General features: G+C 39.3%; 10 protein-coding genes. All 10 read left to right on the forward strand.

What is annotated here, in order from left to right:
* The first annotated feature begins 201 nt into the window (after positions 1-201).
* The 10 genes from WG989_RS11765 to WG989_RS11810 all read left to right on the forward strand — a co-directional run bounded on the left by WG989_RS11765 (position 202) and on the right by WG989_RS11810 (position 19,722).
* Positions 202-1,080 carry an AraC family transcriptional regulator gene (locus WG989_RS11765; protein WP_340429614.1) on the forward strand — a complete coding sequence of 293 codons (879 nt, stop codon included), beginning with the start codon at positions 202-204 and terminating at the stop codon, positions 1,078-1,080.
* A gap of 105 nt (positions 1,081-1,185) precedes the next feature.
* Complete coding sequence (locus tag WG989_RS11770) at positions 1,186-3,339, forward strand: alpha-galactosidase (RefSeq protein WP_340429615.1); 2,154 nt, start codon at positions 1,186-1,188, stop codon at positions 3,337-3,339.
* A gap of 12 nt (positions 3,340-3,351) precedes the next feature.
* Complete coding sequence (locus WG989_RS11775) at positions 3,352-4,545, forward strand: alginate lyase family protein (protein WP_340429617.1); 1,194 nt, start codon at positions 3,352-3,354, stop codon at positions 4,543-4,545.
* 16 nt (positions 4,546-4,561) lie between these two features.
* Positions 4,562-7,546: an endopygalactorunase gene (locus WG989_RS11780; protein ID WP_340429618.1), complete on the forward strand. Its 2,985-nt coding sequence runs from the start codon at positions 4,562-4,564 to the stop codon at positions 7,544-7,546.
* Between the two features lie 497 nt (positions 7,547-8,043).
* Entirely contained in the window at positions 8,044-11,115 is a 3,072-nt protein-coding gene (locus WG989_RS11785; protein WP_340429619.1) for a SusC/RagA family TonB-linked outer membrane protein, read from the forward strand.
* 11 nt (positions 11,116-11,126) lie between these two features.
* A complete protein-coding gene (locus WG989_RS11790; RefSeq protein WP_340429621.1) occupies positions 11,127-12,689 on the forward strand; it encodes a RagB/SusD family nutrient uptake outer membrane protein in 1,563 nt (520 codons plus the stop codon).
* A 28-nt stretch (positions 12,690-12,717) separates the two neighbouring features.
* Entirely contained in the window at positions 12,718-13,437 is a 720-nt protein-coding gene (locus WG989_RS11795) for a fasciclin domain-containing protein (protein ID WP_340429623.1), read from the forward strand.
* A gap of 22 nt (positions 13,438-13,459) precedes the next feature.
* Positions 13,460-14,536 carry a hypothetical protein gene (locus tag WG989_RS11800; RefSeq protein WP_340429625.1) on the forward strand — a complete coding sequence of 359 codons (1,077 nt, stop codon included), beginning with the start codon at positions 13,460-13,462 and terminating at the stop codon, positions 14,534-14,536.
* 166 nt (positions 14,537-14,702) lie between these two features.
* Positions 14,703-17,141 carry a glycoside hydrolase family 2 TIM barrel-domain containing protein gene (locus WG989_RS11805; RefSeq protein ID WP_340429626.1) on the forward strand — a complete coding sequence of 813 codons (2,439 nt, stop codon included), beginning with the start codon at positions 14,703-14,705 and terminating at the stop codon, positions 17,139-17,141.
* A 4-nt stretch (positions 17,142-17,145) separates the two neighbouring features.
* Positions 17,146-19,722, forward strand: a complete 2,577-nt coding sequence (locus WG989_RS11810) for a glycoside hydrolase family 95 protein (protein WP_340429627.1) — start codon at positions 17,146-17,148, stop codon at positions 19,720-19,722.
* The last annotated feature ends 7 nt before the right edge of the window (positions 19,723-19,729 follow it).

Here is a 19,729-nt window from a genome sequence, read left to right on the forward strand (position 1 = left end):
GGGATGTAGAATTTTCCGGTTCTTTTCGACCTTTTTGCTTCTAATCAATTATAAGTCAACTCTTTAATTACTTTTTTTTATTACGAAAACGATTGCGGACATTTTTTTGCAGAAGGCATGGGTAGTAAGCTATATTGGCATTAGGATCCTGAATTTGCTGAGATTCAGGACAAGATTGCTTAACAAACGAAAACTTGCTGTATGCGTCCCCAACTATTAAAAGTGTCCAAAGAGCCACAATACTCTTTTAGTGTCCGTAGAGATCATGCTCCGTATGTCAATAACCGTTGGCACTATCATCCTGAAGTTGAATTGATTCATTTTAAGAAAGGAGAAGGCACCCAGTTTATTGGAGACAACATTCGACCTTTTAAAGCCGGAGATGTTGTGATAGTAGGAGCAAACCTGCCACATTACTGGAGGTTTGATGATGCTTATTTTGAAGAAAATGCGCCTGTTGAAGCCGACGTTAGGGTGGCACATTTTTGTGAGAATTTCTGGGGAAGCCAATTTTTGGAGCTGCCGGAAAATATGAACATTAAGAGTTTGCTCGACAAAGCAAAACGAGGTTTACAGGTAACAGGTAATACCCGCATTAAAGTGGCAACCTTGCTTGGGTCGTTATTGGAAAGTACCAACAATCAACGCATTATTTTATTGATGGAGGCTTTAAATATCATTGCATCTTGTAAACAGTTAGAGCCATTATCTTCCATTGGATTTAAGTATGATATGGTAGAAGATGAAAAAGACCGGATCAATGCGATCTACGAATACAGTCTCAAAAATTTTAAACGGCCTATTTTACTGGAAGAGATAGCGGGTGTTGCGAATATTAGTCCAAACTCTTTCTGCCGTTACTTCAAATCACGAACCAGAAAAACCTATTCGCAATTTTTAATTGAAATACGAGTTGGGCATGCCTGCAAACTTTTAATTGAAAATAATTTAAGTATTAAGCAGCTCTGTTACGAAAGCGGCTTTAATAATTTTACAAGTTTTCATAAGTATTTCAAATTGATTACAAGTAAAAGTCCGCTCACGTATCAGAAGGAGTTTATGGGAAAGTTAACGGCTTAACTGAATCTCTAAAACTGTGCTAATATAATTGAATAGAGTGGCAACCTGTAGCTATCCTCTTTTCCTGTAACCTGTTTTCTTTGCTTTAACATTAACTATTGCTATATGAGGATTTTGCCTGCAGTTGTTGCGTGCTTTCTTTTTACGTTCCATGCTTTTGGACAGGCAACGAAGCCGATTGTTATTGAAACAAAAAATACAGCGATTGTTTTGACCGTTGCAAATAACCAACGCTTACAGCAATCGTATATCGGTCAAAAATTAGGGGCTGCAGATTACAATGAAATGAAAGGTGGGCGAGAAGTTTATTTAACTGCAGGCATGGAAAATCAGTTTGAACCAGCTATTCGAGTGATTCATGCCGATGGGAATCCCTCGCTTGAGTTAAAATATGTTTCGCATAAAACAACGGGTGATGCAAATGTGAAATCAACTGCTATTGTATTAAAGGATCCTGTTTACCCAGTAGAAGTGATTCTGCATTATGTTAGTTATTTTAATGAAGATGTTTTCAAATGCTGGAGCGAAATTGTACATAAGGAAAAGAAACAGGTGCTGCTTACACAATACGCTTCTTCCTTACTTCATTTCACAGCAGATGAATATTGGCTCACGCAGTTTCATGGAGATTGGGCAAGAGAAATGAACATTGTGGAAGAAAAATTGACAAACGGAATAAAATCAATTGAGAGTAAGCTTGGCACCCGTACAAATTTTTACCAAACGCAGGTTTTCTTTTTATCACTCAACAAACCTTCTACTGAAACGGATGGTGACGTAATTGCAGGAACTTTAGGCTGGACGGGTAATTTCAAATTCACGTTTGAAGTTGATCAACGAAACGGACTTCGTGTGCTTTCTGGTATTAATCCATATGCTTCGGAATACAATCTGCAGCCAGGCGAAAAATTTACAACGCCCGAATTTATATTTACTTATTCTGCAAACGGAAAAGGATTAGCAAGCCGGAATATTCATCGCTGGGCAAGAAATTATGCCGTATTAGATGGTAACAAACCCAGGTTCACACTTTTGAATAATTGGGAAGCAACCCACACCAGTTTTACTGAGACAAAATTGGTTGAGCTGTTTGACGAAGCAAAAAAATTAGGTGTCGATCTTTTTTTGTTGGATGATGGATGGTTTGGAAATAAATATCCACGCAACGATGATAAAAATGGATTGGGCGATTGGCAGGAAGATAAATTGAAGTTGCCCAGTGGTATTGGTTATCTGGTGAAAGAAGCAGAAAAAAAGGAAATAAAATTTGGTATCTGGTTAGAACCGGAAATGGTAAACCCTAAAAGTGAATTATACGAGCAGCATCCTGATTGGATATTGAAACTGCCAAATCGTGAAGAGAATTATGGACGTAATCAATTGATACTTGATTTAGTGAATCCGGAGGTACAGGATTTTGTTTTCAATATTGTAAACGACATGTTGACGAATTACCCTGGTATTGCGTTTATAAAATGGGATTGTAACCGGAGTATGACAAATGCTTATTCGCCTTATTTAAAAGAAAAGCAAACGCATCTGTTTCTTGATTATACAAAAGGGTTGTATAAAGTAATGGAACGCATCCGCAAAAAGCATCCACACTTGCCTATCATGTTGTGTGCAGGAGGTGGAGGTCGTACAGACTATGGTGCTATGAAATACTTTACAGAATTCTGGCCAAGCGATAATACAGACGGACTCGAACGCATATTCATCCAATGGGGTTACTCTTATTTCTTTCCTGCAAACACTATTTCTGCACATGTAACAAGTATGGGCAAACAGCAGTCGTTGAAATTCAGGACGGATGTTGCTATGATGGGCAAAATGGGCTACGACATAAGAGTGAACAATTTTACAAAGCAAGAATTGGAGTTTAGTAATGAAGCAGTAAAGACTTACAAACGCATCAGCGATGTCATTTGGTTTGGCGATCTCTATCGTTTAATCTCACCCTACGAAGAGAGCAGGGCTGTGTTAATGTATGTAAATGAAAATAAAAGCAAGGCCATTCTTTTTAATTATTTTACAACTACCCGTCGAAAAGATATTTTTTCACGAGTTCTGTTACAAGGCTTAGATCATCAAAAGAAGTATCGTTTAAAAGAAATCAATCTTTTTCCGGGAACAAAATCAACACAGCCAGATAATGAGAAAGTGTTTAGTGGCGAATACTTGATGAAAGTAGGTTTGAATTTGGCACCCGGAAGGGCAAATGCATTAAGCAGTACAGTTTTTGAAATCACTGCAGATTAACAAAACATGAGTATGAAAAAATTATTGACCATTGTTTGCCTTGCAATAAGTTTCAATGCGGTTGCTCAAGTGCCCAATACATTGGTCATGAATGCAAGTCGCTTGCAGGAACTTAAACAACTTCATCAGCAGCAACAACTCAAAATAGTTACAGACCTATGTAAAGAGGCTGATTCATTATTGAACATGAAGCCGCTTTCTGTAATGGAGAAAGAATTTACTCCTGTAAGCGGAAACAAACATGACTATATGAGTCAGGCACCTTATTTCTGGTACGATAGCACAAAGCCAAATGGTTTGCCATATATGCGGAAAGATGGTGTACGCAATCCGGAAATTTACAAGATCACTGACCGCAGTTATCTTGGCAGACTTGAAAATGCAACCAGAATATTATCACTTGCATGGTTTTTAACAGGCGAAGAAAAGTATGCACGGAAATCTGCCTCGTTGCTACGTACCTGGTTTATATCCGAAGCAACAAAAATGAATCCGCATCTTGAATACGGGCAGGCAATTCCCGGAATCAATACAGGAAGAGGCATTGGTATTATTGAAACCGTTGCATTGATTACGATTGCCGATGCCGCTTCACTTCTTGCAGGATCGAACGCATGGACGACGAATGATCATCAATCATTAAAAAAGTGGTATGCGGATTATTTAAACTGGTTGCTGATCAGTAAGTATGGAATGGATGAGCACAAAGCAAAAAATAATCACGGGACCTGGTATTATGCACAGGCAATTGACTTTGCATTATTTACTGACAATAAAGTAACGGCAAACGAATTGATTGAAGAAAGTAAAAACAGGCTCGACAGCCAATTAACAAAAGAAGGAAAGCAACCATTGGAGTTAGAAAGAACCAATGGACTCGGATATAGTACAATGAACCTGCGAGGTTGGTTTACTGTAGCAACATTAGCAAAGAAAGCAGGGTTCGATCTGTGGAATTATAAAACCAAACAAGGTACAGGTTTATACAAGGCACTTGATTGGCTGATGCCGTATGCGATGGGAGAAAAGAAATGGGAATACCAACAGATCAGTAAATACAACAAGAGTGATCTCTATACTTTGTTACTGCAGGCAGGAGTTGGTTTTAACGAACCGAAATATTTTTCTGTAGCCAAAAAAATTGAAAAAGAAAGCAGAACTTTCGTGAATGATATTCTTTTTGAAAAAGAAAAAGCAGGCAAATAGTTGATTGATGAATAGAATGAAGAAAATAGTATCGTTGACTCTGTTTGCAATGCTCGGTGTCTATCTCCCTGCATTTGCACAGAAAACGAGTGCACCGAAATTTTCTGTAGAAATTATTCCAAAGAATTCAACCCATGTTGCAAACGTTACAAACGATAAGATCATTGTTATTACAGGCAGCACGTATGCATTTACCGTTGATACACATGCCGAGAGTGGACTTATTTCTACCCGAACAACCGTAAAGCAATTGCTTTCGCAAATAAGATCAAAAGATGGTTCAACTCAACAATATGGTGTCCATAGCAAAGAAGGGAGTATAAAAACCGAAGGGGAACTGGTCAACGGTGATCAACTCATCGTAACATCACAAGACGGCAAAACAAAAAAAATATATACGATTGCTGTTGAGCCAATGGCATTAAGTGGTCAGCTTTGGTTAGAAAAAAAGCAACTTACTGTAAACGCCATCTCCAATCTCACCATCTTCTTGACAGCAGGGCAACGATCACCTGATGCCACGGTTAGGATATGGGTGCCGGCAGGTATCACAGTAACAAAAGAAAATACAACAGTAAACGTTATCGGTCGTGGTGATGTTTTGTTAAAGGATCTGTCAACGCAACCTATCGGACGGGTTGGAAGTAAATACTCGTACAAGAAAGTTGGAGATGTTGCTATTTCAAAATCAGCCGATGGTAGAACGTTGCTTACTTTCAAACACCTTGATCTCCGTCCTGCGAATGGTGCAGATGTCAGGTTGGTAATACGGGATATAAAATTTAGCAGGACAGGTGACTATTTTGTCAAAGCATCTTATACAACTTCGAAACCGGAAACATTAACAAGCGCAGGTACAGGTACTGAAACAGCAAGCATTACCGTTACTCCAACCATTGCTGATTTCGAACGGATGTTGAATAAGGATTTACAGTTTCGGGAAACAAATGATACGTACACATCTGTTTCTTTCAAATGGGGTTCGTACATTGCCTCTTCCACCTTACAATTATTGCAATCAGTTGATAGCGGAAAAACTTGGGTTGCATCAAACGCAAAGATCGATCGTAAAAAAAATACGGCTACAATTGCCGGTTTAATCCCGGATAAGCTCTATCGCTTCAAACTATATACAAAAGAAGGAGTACACAAAGGATCGTCAAATGAAATCACTTTCTTTTCAGGTAAAATGGATGTAAAGCTGTTTGGTGTAAACGGCGATGGTGTAGCGGATCATACAGAAAAGACAAATGAAGCCATCAGTTATTTGAACAGCATTGGCGGAGGAACGCTGTTGTTCAGTGATGGTGTTTATAATGTACGAACTGTTCATTTAAAAAGTAATGTGTGGTTGTATGTGAAAAAAGGTGCTATTATCCGTGCAATCAAAGGAGCGGATGCTCCCGAGACCACATGGTTCAGCGATAAAAAATATCGTTCCGGATTATCGCCAACTGATACTGGTCCCTATGATGATCCGGAAAATTATATGACGAAGCAAGATGTTGGCCATCACTATTTCCGTAACTCTATGTTCTTTTCAGAAAGAGAAGATAATATTAAAATTATCGGCAGTGGTCTTATTACCGGTAACGGAAATTTAGTAACGGGCGACAGAGTAATGAACAATGCACCGGATAACCGTGCAGATAAAATGTTTACGTTTAAACTTTGTACCAATATAGAAATTGGAGGTATTTACAGAAGCGAAGATTTGTGGTATGATGCGGCAAAAGATGAGCCTTACTATATTCGGAAAGATGGATCAATCGATTTTGATACCGACAATATGTTGCAGATCGATCAGGGTGGCCACTTTGTTTTGTTAGCTACAGGTACAGACAATATCAACGTACACAATACCTATTTTGCCAAACGCAATCAATCGAACGTGCGTGATATTTATGATTTTATGGCTTGTAACAACGTGACCGTTACCAATATTTATTCAAAGGTTAGTTCCGATGACATCGTAAAGCCCGGTTCTGATTGTGCATTAGGATTCACTCGCCCTGCAAGAAATTATAAGGTGCGGAACATTATTGGCGACACCAATTGTAATCTGTTTCAGATCGGTTCTGAAACTGCTGATGATATAATGGATGTTCATGTCGATAATATTTATGTGCTCGGTGCAAACAAAGCAGGCTTTTCTATCTCAACAAACGATGGGGCGCATATAAAAGACATTCATCTCAATTGTGGCCATACAGGCATTCTTCATTCTCGTTCCAAAATGTTACGTACGCACACGCCGTTTTTTATTTCTATCTCCAACCGTGGTCGTATCCTTGGCGCAACTGTAAGTCGATTTAAGTTTGATGAAAATGGCGTAAAGCACGATGAGTTACTTGTTACCAACGTGAATATCGGCATCGTGGAAAATATTTTGATCAATGGGGTGGATGTTTCAGAAGTTTATGCTGGCAGTTCCTTTGGAGGCAAACGGGAAAGATGGAAAGCATATGATGCTACTCAACGAACAGCAACGCCTATTGTTGCGGGATACAGTTTACCAAAGAATCAATTTGTAGAAGGAGGGTTGAATTTTACTTTACCGAATGGACTGCACACGGGGTATATCAAAAATATTTCCTTCAATGATGTTCAGTTTACGTTGAAAGGAGGAAATCCGATTACTGATACTGCTGCCAGTCCACCAGAGCTGGGAGTGGGACAGTACAATGTATCTAATTTAAAAGTACAACCATCGTTCGGATTATGGGCCCGGCATGTAAAGGGAATTGATATCCGCAATTGTAGTTTCAATGTTGAAAAAACAGATAGCCGGTATGCATTGTTTTTTGATGATGTAATAGGAGCGGACGTTTCAGACATTAAAACTGTAAAGGCTGCAAATAATCCAATTATAATTAAACTGAAAGACTGTGCAGCTTTTACTATGGGAAAGTTGCTCTACTATAATATCAAGTGGAGCGAGCAACCTATTGAGGTGTCAAACGGTTTACATGAAGAGGGTAGCAAGATTATTCGATTTTAAATACAGCAAAATTATTAATCATATATCAGTAAGCGTTCGAATCCTGGCTTTTTATAACAGGTTTCTTTTTGAAAGCTTGAATTGAAGATGTTATTTATATGTATTAAGAATTTTGTTTTGTGAGCCCAGGTTCCGATGTGGTATATGAATGGTTAAGCTATGTTGGCAAAGGCCTGAAATATGTTAAAATAACTTAGTGTTTAGTTAATCATCAGACGACTGAGTTATGGGAATCTGTTTAGTTTGCAGCATATATTGCCTAAGTACAGCCAGACAAGAGCGTATAAAAAACTATTGATAAATTTATTTGAAATGACCGAACGCACAGGTTAACCAAAACGAATCGGTGTTTTAACGGTCAACAGTTAACGATTTATTTGGATCATTTCTTAAAACCAAACTGCTATATGGGAAAAGTCACAATTTTCACGTTTGGTAGTAACAGCTTACGGAAAAGTTGTTATCTACTTTTAGCCTTTTTACTGCATTTCGCAGTCATGTCAGCACAAGCCCAGTCAAAAAGTGTAACAGGTACTATCAAGGATAGTAAGGGGAGTCCTTTGTCCGGGGTTAGTGTTACGCTAAAAGGCGATAGCAAGACAGGAACAACAACCAATCAAAATGGTCAGTTTACAATTGAAACTACCGGCAGCAATGCTGTCTTGGTCTTCTCACTTGTAGGTTACACCAGCAGAGAGGAAATTGTTGGCGCACGAACCAGCATCAGCGTTGAGTTAGCCGAATCAATCAGCAACCTCGATGAAGTGGTTGTAATTGGTTACGGTACACAAAAGAAAAGAGATGTTACCGGTGCCATCAGTTCCATCAATGCAAAATCGATTGAAGAAAGGCAACCGATTTCCGTTTTCGATGCCATACAAGGTGCAGCTCCGGGTGTACGTGTAATGAGCGGTTCTGGTGCGCCGGGTGAGGAGGCAGATATAACCATTCGTGGTTTGTCAACATTGTCAGATGCAGGTGTACGCCCATTGTACATTGTTGATGGAGTACCCATGAATAACATCAACGCCATCAATCCGAAGGATATCCAGTCGATGGAAATTTTGAAGGATGCGGCTTCGGCAGCCATTTATGGTTCACGTTCAGCGAATGGCGTAATCATCATTACAACAAAACGTGGTGAATCGGGTAAACCTCAGATAAATGTTGATTTCTTAAGAAGTTATAACAAACTTTCAAACAGGATTTCTCAATCGAATCGTTTGGAGCGTCAAATGTATGATCGCAGAGGTAACCTTGGTCTTGATCCAAAGCCAAATGATTCCACTGCTTTCACCAGAAATACTGATAACGATTATCAGGCACTCATTACTCAACTTGCAGTACGTAACCAGGTAGATGTTAGTATTAAGGGAGGTAATCAAAACCTGAATTATTTCAACAGCATTCAGTACCTCGATGAAACAGGTATTGTGATCAGCAGTTATAACAAACGCCTTACACTCCGTACGAATGTGGAGTACCGTCCTTCGAAGCGGGTAAGTATGTTTACACGTTTGAATTTCAGCTACCAAGATCGCAATAATATCAGTGAAGGGAATGTGATTGCACAATCGCTGCAACGTCCTCCCGGAATGGCTTTATATTTCCCTAATGGTGAATACATCTATTTTAATGGTGGACGTAGGAATCCGTTAGCAGAAGCGTATTTGCGTAAAAACGTTTCAACTATTTACAAAGGGGTACTTTTTCAAGGGTTTGATTTTAAACTCGCAGAACCTTTAACGCTTCATATTGATGGATCGGCTGATCTTGAGTTACGAAGAAATTATCAGTTTGCTTCTAAATTCCTGAGCAACAGTAATCCGCCGATCAGTTCAGGAAGTGACGCCACACAAATACCACTGAGGCTTCAGGGAAATGCGTTTTTATCATATAAAAAGACATTCAAAAGCGATCATAATGTAACGGGATTACTTGGTATGAACGTTGAAAAAAACAAATACGAACAAACAAATATCGCAGGTACTTTTTTTGTAACTGAAGCAGTTACCACACTCAATGCAGCAGGTGTGTACGATTTAACGGATCTGTTCTCTACTGCAAGTGGTTCAGCACTCGTTGGTTTTTATGGAAGGGTAGGTTATGATTACAAAGGAAAATATCTTGTAAATGCTACCGTAAGAAGAGATGGATCTTCAGTGTTCGGTCCGGAAAACAGATGGGGTAATTTCCCATCGGTGTCTGTAGGTTGGCGTTTCAGTGATGAAAAATTCATGGGTAAGTTTAATGAAATTCTTACTGATGGTAAACTGCGTGCAAGCTGGGGTATGACGGGTAATCAGCAGATCGGTGATTATGATGCCGTACAACAATACATCTTCGGTTCTTATTTCTATAATGGAGCGAGTGGTGTAAGAAGCAATACAAGGCTTGGAAATCCTTCACTGAAGTGGGAAGAAACAACACAAACAAACATAGGTCTTGATCTAACATTCCTCGGTGGAAGAATCAGTTTCATTGGTGATTACTATGTAAAAACTACCTCTGATTTGTTATATGATGCTCCCTTACCTGCCGAAATTGGTTTTTCAAGCGTAAGAACAAATGCAGGTTCTATTCAAAACAAAGGGATAGAGTTAATGCTGTCGGGATATCCTGTACGTAACAGAGACTTCAGCTGGCAATCATCTGTAAACTGGTCTGCAGTTCGAAATAAAATTGTGAGTTTGCCTGTTGATTATATTGATGATATCTGGAGTGTACGTCAAGGCGAAGAAGCGGGAAACTTTTTTGGCTATCGCTACCTGGGCATTTATCAATACGATCAGTCAAATGCATACACAGAAGATTACTCACAACGATTGATTCCTCAATTCCAAACAGATGCACAAGGCAATGTAATCATTCAGAAAAATATGCAGCCAATCTTACTGGGCTACACCTTGCCAAACGGTTCACCATACACTGGTGTAGTAAAGCAAATGACAACTGCTGGTGTTGTATCAAGAGGTGGCGATGTGATCTGGCAAGATCTGCCCGATGAAAAAGGAGAATTGAATGGTGATATCGGTAATGAAGACAGACAGTTTATTGGTCATGGTCAACCACGTTGGAGTATTGGATGGAACAATAGCTTCTCATACAAAGGTTTTTATCTTTCTGTAAATATGTATGGAAATTTTGGAGGTATGGTGTATAATGATAACAGACGTAACCTCGCATCTTTTTCAAACAGTAACACTACTCCCGATTCTTATTTTGTTAGAGACATGTGGAAGTATCCTGGTCAACTGTCCAGCGCTTATCGTGGTGGCGACAGATCGACCGATAACATGCGTCGTGGGGGAAGTCAGTATTTGGAAAGTGGTTCCTTCCTTCGGTTACAATCTGTACGCTTAGGGTATCAACTCCCTTCAAAAATTTCTTCCAAGGCTGCTATGCGTAGTTTAAATGTATATGTGTACGGCACCAACCTGTTAACATGGACAGATTATTCAGGCTTTGATCCCGAGGTTGGACAACGCAGTGTAATTAAGCCAGGCAATGATCCCGGCAGGTTCCCACGCAGACGTGAATTTGGTATGGGTCTTAATGTATCATTTTAATTAAACGAATCATGAAAAGAATAAAAATTATTTCTATACTGGTTGTACTCATCGTAATCGTACCGGGTTTGGGATGTAAGAAATTTTTAGATGAAAAACCAATTTCAACAGTTTCGCCGGATAAATTCTGGAAGGATCGAAACGATGCAGCTACATGGATGGCCGGCGTTTACAATTCATTACAAACAACGTTAAGTACCAATTTTTATGATTGGGGTGAAGTTCGTGCCGATCATATACGAGTAGGGGGAACAGGTAATGCGCAGCTTACAATGATCACCAATACGCTTTCGGCGAATGATGCTGACATCAATGGAATTACAAGATGGAGTAATTTGTATACAACCATCTCTCTTTGTAATTATGGTATCAAATATTTGCCTGGTATGATTGAAGCAAACATTGAAGGTGCTGCAGCAACCTACCGTGATTATCTGGGTCAATGTTATGCGTTGAGATCACTTCTGTACTTTTATGGATTACGTGTTTGGGGTAGAATGCCATTGCACATCGAACCTATTGAGTCACTGAATCAACCGATTGAGTTATCACGCTCGACGATTGATGAGATGAAGACCCAAATTCTGAGTGACATTACAGAATCCTTAAAAACAATCGGAAGCTCAACAACGCAGAAATATTATATGCAAAAAGCTGCTGTGTATGCATTGCAGACAGATGTTGCGATGTGGTTTCAGGATTACGACCTTGCGCTTACAGCATCACAAAATTGTATTACCGCAAGCGGGTGCACATGGGTTACAAACATAGCCGGATTTAAAAATATTTTCGTTGCTCCTGAAACATCTACCGAAACGATTTTTAATCTCTTCTGGTCGGTTACAGAAAGAGGTGGTGGAGTTGGTGTTTGCTCAAAAGTTGGTTCCAGTTCAAATACAAACCAGTATGAGCCCACCACCGAAATATGGTTAGAAATGAAGAATCGTGTTGATCCCGTAAGCGGTAAATCTATCGACGGTCGTTTATGGGCTTATTGGGATACCTTAACTTATAGAGATGAAACAATTTATGATGGTCCAGGTGTTGTACAATTGGGTAAGTTTTCACCCTGGAGAACTGTTCAAACACCCGGTGCTTTTTTCACCTTTGAAGGAAACACTGATTGCAGTGTAAAAATTCCAATCTATCGATTTGCAGATATCATGTTGTTGAGGGCGGAGGCATTAAATAAAAAGGGGCAGCACCAGCAGGCACTTGACATTGTAAACATCGTACGTAACAGAGTGGGATACACTGTCAATGCATTACTGGTTGATTATACCGGAGATATTACGAAAGGCATTGAGCGCACCATTTTAAAAGAACGTCAATATGAGTTGATGGGTGAAGGAAAACGTTGGTTTGATTTATGCAGGATCGATAAAATTTATGACTACACCAATGCAGGTTATGAATATTTACGTGAAACATTGAATCCGATTTTATCTACACGTGCAGGCTCTATTTTGTATGAGAATGAAAACATGGGACGCATTTTATATCCAATTAATGCAGCCATGTTTAATGCCAATCCGAAATTAAGGGGCGATCAGAATCAACCTTATGATGAGTAATTTATCAAGAATTATTAAACTACGTATAATGAAAAATAATCATCAATTTATATTATTTATATTAGCCATTTCGCTTGTTTTTTCCGGCTGTAATAAGTTGCAGGATGGGTTTGATTACAATCCTTCTTTTTACAACACCGAATTGAAAATGACGGTATTGGAGTTTATGGAATCCCGAAAAGATATTTTTTCCGGCATGTTAGCTGCAATTGAATATGTAGATGGCGATCCCGCATTTAAGGATGTAAAACAAATGTACTCAAGCACGGGCAACACATTTCTGTTGCTTCACAATACTGCACTAACAAATCTGGAAGATGCGACGAGTTATTGGGCAGTGAATACCGTAATGGGTCCTAACCCTGATAATCCTTCACAAACCATCTCAATGAGAGGCTCTGATTGGTCGCAATACCCTAGAGACACGATTGCAAAACTGTTGCGTTATCATGTATTGAAAGGCAGGCATACATACGAAACACTCGATTCAAGACCAAAGTGGGTTGAAACATTTGCAATGAGCGCAACGAATGATTCAGCAAAAGTTTATCTCTATCTGGAGAATGTACGTGAAGCCAATTTGCGTGTTAATAACTACGTTGGCTTGCCGGCCAGTTATAAAGGCGTAAGCATGGGTTGGGTAAACAATGCGCCACGTACACCCGGCTTAAATGCTACAAACGGTGTAGTTCACGTAATGAATAAGTGGTTTATTCTTCCCACACGAAATGCCATCTTGAATAATTAATTACCTACTAATCTTGTTTTTTATGCGGAAAATATATAGCTCTCTTGCAATCATCGCCGTTTCTTTTTTGGCATTTGCCTGTAAAAAGGGTCCCGGTGTAAAAATAGAATCGCTGAATAAAGCAGGCGAAGAATTCTATTTTGGAGAAAAAGTGCCTGTATGGGCATCAACTTCCGGTGATAATAATGAAACTACTTACGAATGGAAGGCTACCGGCGGAACATTTGATGGGTTTCGTACACAGGATCTGTTTGAAAACTTGTGGATAGCACCCAATACCGCCGGTGATTATACAGTTACAGCAACAGCAAAAAGCAGTGGCGGTACTTCATCCAAGTCTACATCAATGAAAGTAACCCGGTATTATTTTGATGAATTTCAAAGCGCTTATACCTTGAACGGAAACGGCTGGAGTACAAGTAACACCACAAATAATCTGGTTACAAATGTTGATACCGCTTTGTCTCAATTAAATCTTACATCATCTTCTACCAACGGGCCCAATGTTCGGAGAAACCTTGACCTTGCAGAGTTGAAGATTCCTTTTTCAGTTCGTACAAGGTTGGGTTGGAGAACTTTTTTCAGAGCCAGTTCAACTATTGTAATCAGTATGTTTTTTAATCAGCCATCAAATCCTACTTATCCCTATATCCGGGAAATACGCTGGGAAATTTGGCCAACGAATAATCCGGCTACTACCAATAATTTTCAGATACGCTATGAAACATTTGTTCCCGCTACAAACTCATCAAAATTTAGTACGGTAGGAAATACATTTCCCAATCCATTGCCTTTAATCAGTCCGGTAACCGGAAGGAGCCCTATTTTTTCATTGGCAAATGGTGAGTTGAAGAACTTCAGTTTTTCAATTGATGCAAATGAAGTTTTTCATGCGTACGTAGGTGGTGCGGAATGGTTTACCAGCAACGGTATTAAAGACTGGTTGGCAGGTGCCAGAGCTGCTTATCCTGGCTTTCAGGATCCTTCACCACGAGAATATCGTGTAGCGTTCCCTTCAAGACAAAACTCATCCAGTAACGGTACAACACTCGTAATGAAGCATGTTTATATCAATAATGACGGACAGATATTAAAGTAATTGTATACAAACGAATTCGATTGTAGTATAATCCAACTTCAAAATGGTTGTTGTAATTTTTATTGCAACAACCATTGTTTGTTTTTAGCCGTCTCATAAACAATCCATCGTTGTGAACAGAAACTGTGTTTTTAGGATTTTAATCGAAATAATTAAGTGAATGAAAATGAGATTTATTTTTTCTTTTCTGCTGTTGCAGTTGAGTGTATCAATATTTGCACAACAATCAACAAGGCTCAATAACAACTGGCAATTTCTAAAGCAGGATATAGGTGGCATATGGGAAGCAGTAAGGTCGGTGAAAGCAGGTAATCCTGAAGATTTACCGATATGGACAAATGTTTCGTTGCCACATTGTGTAAATGCAACAGATGCAGTTGATCCAGATGTAAATTATTACCAGGGCCCGGCCTGGTATCGTACACAATTAACCATTCAGAATCCATATTCTAATGGACGCACCTTATTACATTTTGAAGGTGCCGGACAAAAAACAGATGTGTATGTGTATGATCAAAAAGTGGGCTCACATGTTGGCGGTTACGATGAGTTTACAATTGATATTACGGATGCTGTGAAAGCATTTGAAAAGCTGGACACATTCAAAAATCAGTTCAAAGGAAAAATTCCTATCTCAATACGAACAGACAATTCACGTGACTTGGAGTTAATCCCTTCCGATCTTTCTGATTTTAATTTATATGGTGGCATTTATCGTTATCTCAATTTAGTTTATGTACCTGCTTTGTCTATTGATAAATTATTTGCATTTGCGGAAACGGATAAAAATGGTAAAAGCGGAAAGGTAAATATCCGCACAAGATTTTATAATCCTGGAAAACAAACAACTACAACTGTCACTGTTAAGTTATTTGATCCGAAAGGAAAATTGATCAATGAGTTTGCAAAGAATGTAACAATAGCGAACAATGAGGTAAGTATTGGTGATATTGTTGTTTCGAAACCAATGCTGTGGTCAACTGATCAACCGCAGTTGTACAGCGTTGAAGTAGCTGCAGGTGAACACAAGCAAACAGAGAAGATCGGTTTCCGTCATGTTGAATTTGTTGAGAAAGGTCCGTTCATGTTGAATGGTAAACGCCTATTGTTAAGAGGCACACATCGTCATGAAGATCATGCTGGTGTTGCGGCAGCAATGACGGAAGAGCAGATGCGTACAGAAATGATCATGATGAAAGAGATGGGCGTAAACTTTATTCGTTTGGGTCATTATCAGCAATCAAGAATTATTCTAGATCTCTGCGATAGTTTGGGCATTGTAGTTTGGGAAGAAATTCCCTGGTGTCGTGGTGGTTTGGGTGGCGATGTATATAAAGAACAAGCCCGCAGAATGCTCACGAATATGATCGAGCAGCATTACAATCATGCATCGGTTATTATCTGGGGATTAGGAAATGAAAATGATTGGCCAGGAGATTTTCCTGAATTTGATAAAGAAAAGATCAGAACGTTTATGAAGGAGCTGAATGATCTTTCACATAAACTTGATCCATCACGCAAAACAGCCATCCGTCGCTGTGATTTTTGTAAGGATATTGTGGATGTATATTCTCCCTCCATATGGGCCGGTTGGTACAGAGGAATTTATACCGAGTACAAAGAAGTATCGGAAGCTGAAATGAAAAAGGTAAAACACTTTTTGCATGTAGAGTGGGGTGGTGATAGTCATGCTGGTCGTCATTCAGAAAATCCCGACAATGGATTACGTAATATTAAAACCGGTGTTGGTGCTGATGAACGTGCAGGTGACGCATCATTGATCGGTGGTTCTGCAAGAGCTTCAAAAGATGGCGACTGGAGTGAATCATACATCAGTAATTTAATTGACTGGCATTTGAAAGAACAGGAAACAATGCCGTGGTTAACGGGTACTGCACAGTGGCCCTTCAAAGATTTTTCTACACCTGTTCGGCCTGATAATCCTGTTCCTTACATGAACCAGAAAGGTGTGGTGGAAAGAGATCTCACAAAAAAAGAATCTTACTATGTTTTTCAATCATACTGGACAACAAAGCCCATGGTACATATCTATGGACATTCATGGCCCGTACGTTGGGGAAATGATGGCGAAGAAAAAATGATCAAAGTATATTCCAATTGCGATGAAGCGGAATTATTTGTGAATGGAAAAAGTATGGGCAGCAAGAAAAGAAACAGCCAGGATTTTCCTGCAGCGGGTTTACGTTGGAATGTGGTGTTGAACAATGGAACCAATGATGTAAAAGTGATTGCCAGGAAAGGAAAGGTTATTGTGGAAGATGCAATCAAATTTCAATACCAAACGGAGAAATGGGACAAACCTGCAAAATTGCTGATCGAAAAGGTAAAAGAAGAGAACGGCGTCATCACTTTACAAGCGAAATTGCTGGATGATAAAAATGTGCAATGTCTTGATGCAGCAAACTGGATACGTTTCGGATTAACGGGTGATGGAGAGTTGATCGATAATCAAGGCACATCATCCGGTTCAAATTATGTACAGCTGTATAACGGACGAGCAACGATTTCTGTAAAAACAAAGAATGGCAAATCAGCTGTAAGCGCAAAAGTAGAAGGAGTGCCAACGGTGTTTATTAATTTATAAGATGATGAAAATATATTTAACGATCGCATTGCTGTTTATCACACAAATTGTTTCAGCGCAAACAACAGTTGATCCCAATTTGAAATTGTGGTATAACAAACCTGCTTCCATTTGGGAAGAAGCATTACCATTAGGTAATGCAAAAACAGGAGCGATGGTTTTTGGTGGTATTGCAAAAGAACATTTTCAATTAAATGATAACACACTTTGGTCGGGTTATCCAAATCCGGGTAACACAGTGGGTGGTCCGGCGATAGTAGAAGATGTACGGAAGCAGGTATTTGAAGGAAATTATGACAGCGCTGCAACAGCGTGGCGCAAAATGCATGGACCTTATTCTGCACGCTATTTAACCATGGCAGATCTGTGGATTGAAAATAAATTAAGTGATACTGTTGCTTCATCTTATTACCGTGACCTGAATATCAGTAATGCAACAGCTACTGTTAAGTACAAGATCAATGGCGTAAATTATCAACGGGAAACATTTATCAGTCATCCTGATAAAATAATGATCATCAGGATAACGGCTGATAAAAAGGATGCTCTCAATTTTACTTTGTCACTTACCAGCAAATTAAAATACGAGGTGGTTTTATATCCCCCTCTCTCAGCCATGCGTGAAGAGAACTTATTAAAATTAAAGGGCAAAGCTCCGAAGTATGTCGCTAATCGTGACTATGAATCCAAACAGATAGAATATGATGATTGGAATGGCGAAGGAATGAACTTTGAAGTGCTAGTTAAAGTAATAAATGAAGGAGGAGTTGTAAAACAAGGGCTGGGTCAATTGTTCGTAACAAACGCAAATTCGGTTACAATTTATCTTTCTGCTGCAACGAGCTTTAATGGCTTTAATAGATCTCCAGGAAAAGAAGGGAAGGATCCATCCATTGAAGCCAAAGCAAATCTCGACGGAGCCTTGCAAAAATCATATACACAATTAAAAGCTGCTCATGTCAAAGATTACCAGTCTTTGTTTAACAGGGTGCAATTAAACCTTGGTACAAATACAGCAAAGCTGAAACAACCAACAGATGAACGATTAAAACAATATGCGACATCGCCGGATGATTACCAGTTGCAAACATTATATTATCAGTTTGGAAGATATTTAATGATCGCTTCAACACGGCCCGGCTCACGACCAACGAACCTGCAGGGAATATGGAATGATCATGTGCAACCACCATGGGGCAGCAACTACACTACGAACATTAATACTGAAATGAATTATTGGTTGGCTGAGAATACCAATTTATCAGAATGTCATCAACCGTTATTTGATTTCATGAAAGAACTGGCAGTGAATGGAGCTGTTACTGCTAAAGTAAATTATAATATCAACGAAGGTTGGGTAACTCATCACAACTCTGATCTGTGGGCGAAGACATCACCGCCAGGTGGAACTTGGAATGATCCAAGATCAATGCCACGCTGGAGTTGCTGGCCAATGGCTGGTGGTTGGTTCAGCACACACTTGTGGGAACATTATTTATTTACGGGCGATAAGAAATTCTTAAAAGAAGAAGCTTATCCGTTAATGAAAGGTGCTGCACAATTTCTATTACGTTGGTTGATTGTTGATCCCAAGTCTGGATATCTCGTTACCAATCCATCGACCTCACCAGAAAATACAATTAAGATAAAAGGGAAAGAATATCAGTTGAGCATGGCGAGTACAATGGATATGTCCATCATTCGTGAATTGTTTACTGCTGTAATTAAATCTGCTGATCTGTTGAAAATTGATGTAACATTTAAAAATGAATTGATCAAGGTAAGTGAAAAATTATATCCTTATCATATTGGTCAGTATGGTCAATTGCAGGAATGGTTTAATGATTGGGATGATCCGAAAGATAAACATCGTCATCTTTCTCATTTGTTTGGTTTGTATCCCGGCAGCCAGGTGAATGTAACGACTACACCGGAGTTGGCTGCAGCAGCAAAGCAATCGCTGTTTCATCGTGGCGATGTGAGCACCGGATGGAGCATGGCATGGAAGATCAATTGGTGGGCACGCTTACAGGATGGTGATCATGCATATAAAATCTTGAGTGATGCGTTCACCTATATCAATCCAAGAGAAGCAAGAGAAACAATGGGCGGCGGTGGAACCTACCCGAACTTATTTGATGCACATCCTCCATTTCAGATCGACGGAAATTTTGGAGCAACCGCAGGCATCACAGAAATGCTGTTGCAAAGTCATAATGGTGAATTGACGTTACTGCCTGCTTTACCAACTGCATGGAAGACAGGATCAGTGAAGGGAATTAAAGCAAGAGGAAATTTTACTGTAACGATCAATTGGAAAGACGGAAAATTGGCACAGACGAAAATTTATTCCGGAAATGGAGGTGTTTGCAGAATAAGTTCATTGCAGCCGGTGAAAGTAGTGGAAGTGAAGTCAAAAGCTGCGAAAGGAGATAATAGCAATGGATTGAATACAAGCTATGGCAAACCTCTTTATAAAAAGAATGAAGCTGCAACATTAGTTGAATTGCCTGTTGCAAAAAGATATGTGATTGATTTTATAACAGAGAAAGGAAAAACTTATACGGTTGTTCCTTTATAAATGAATT

Origin of the sequence: Lacibacter sp. H407 (assembly GCF_037892605.1) — a bacterium.
Taxonomy (GTDB): Bacteria; Bacteroidota; Bacteroidia; order Chitinophagales; family Chitinophagaceae; genus Lacibacter.

Bases quoted from the DNA above. Each gene is read 5' to 3' on its own strand.
- WG989_RS11765 (WP_340429614.1), top strand. From the start codon at position 202: ATGCGTCCCCAACTATTAAAAGTGTCCAAAGAGCCACAATACTCTTTT.
- WG989_RS11770 (WP_340429615.1), top strand. From the start codon at position 1,186: ATGAGGATTTTGCCTGCAGTTGTTGCGTGCTTTCTTTTTACGTTCCAT.
- WG989_RS11775 (WP_340429617.1), top strand. From the start codon at position 3,352: ATGAAAAAATTATTGACCATTGTTTGCCTTGCAATAAGTTTCAATGCG.
- WG989_RS11780 (WP_340429618.1), top strand. From the start codon at position 4,562: ATGAAGAAAATAGTATCGTTGACTCTGTTTGCAATGCTCGGTGTCTAT.
- WG989_RS11785 (WP_340429619.1), top strand. From the start codon at position 8,044: ATGTCAGCACAAGCCCAGTCAAAAAGTGTAACAGGTACTATCAAGGAT.
- WG989_RS11790 (WP_340429621.1), top strand. From the start codon at position 11,127: ATGAAAAGAATAAAAATTATTTCTATACTGGTTGTACTCATCGTAATC.
- WG989_RS11795 (WP_340429623.1), top strand. From the start codon at position 12,718: ATGAAAAATAATCATCAATTTATATTATTTATATTAGCCATTTCGCTT.
- WG989_RS11800 (WP_340429625.1), top strand. From the start codon at position 13,460: ATGCGGAAAATATATAGCTCTCTTGCAATCATCGCCGTTTCTTTTTTG.
- WG989_RS11805 (WP_340429626.1), top strand. From the start codon at position 14,703: ATGAGATTTATTTTTTCTTTTCTGCTGTTGCAGTTGAGTGTATCAATA.
- WG989_RS11810 (WP_340429627.1), top strand. From the start codon at position 17,146: ATGAAAATATATTTAACGATCGCATTGCTGTTTATCACACAAATTGTT.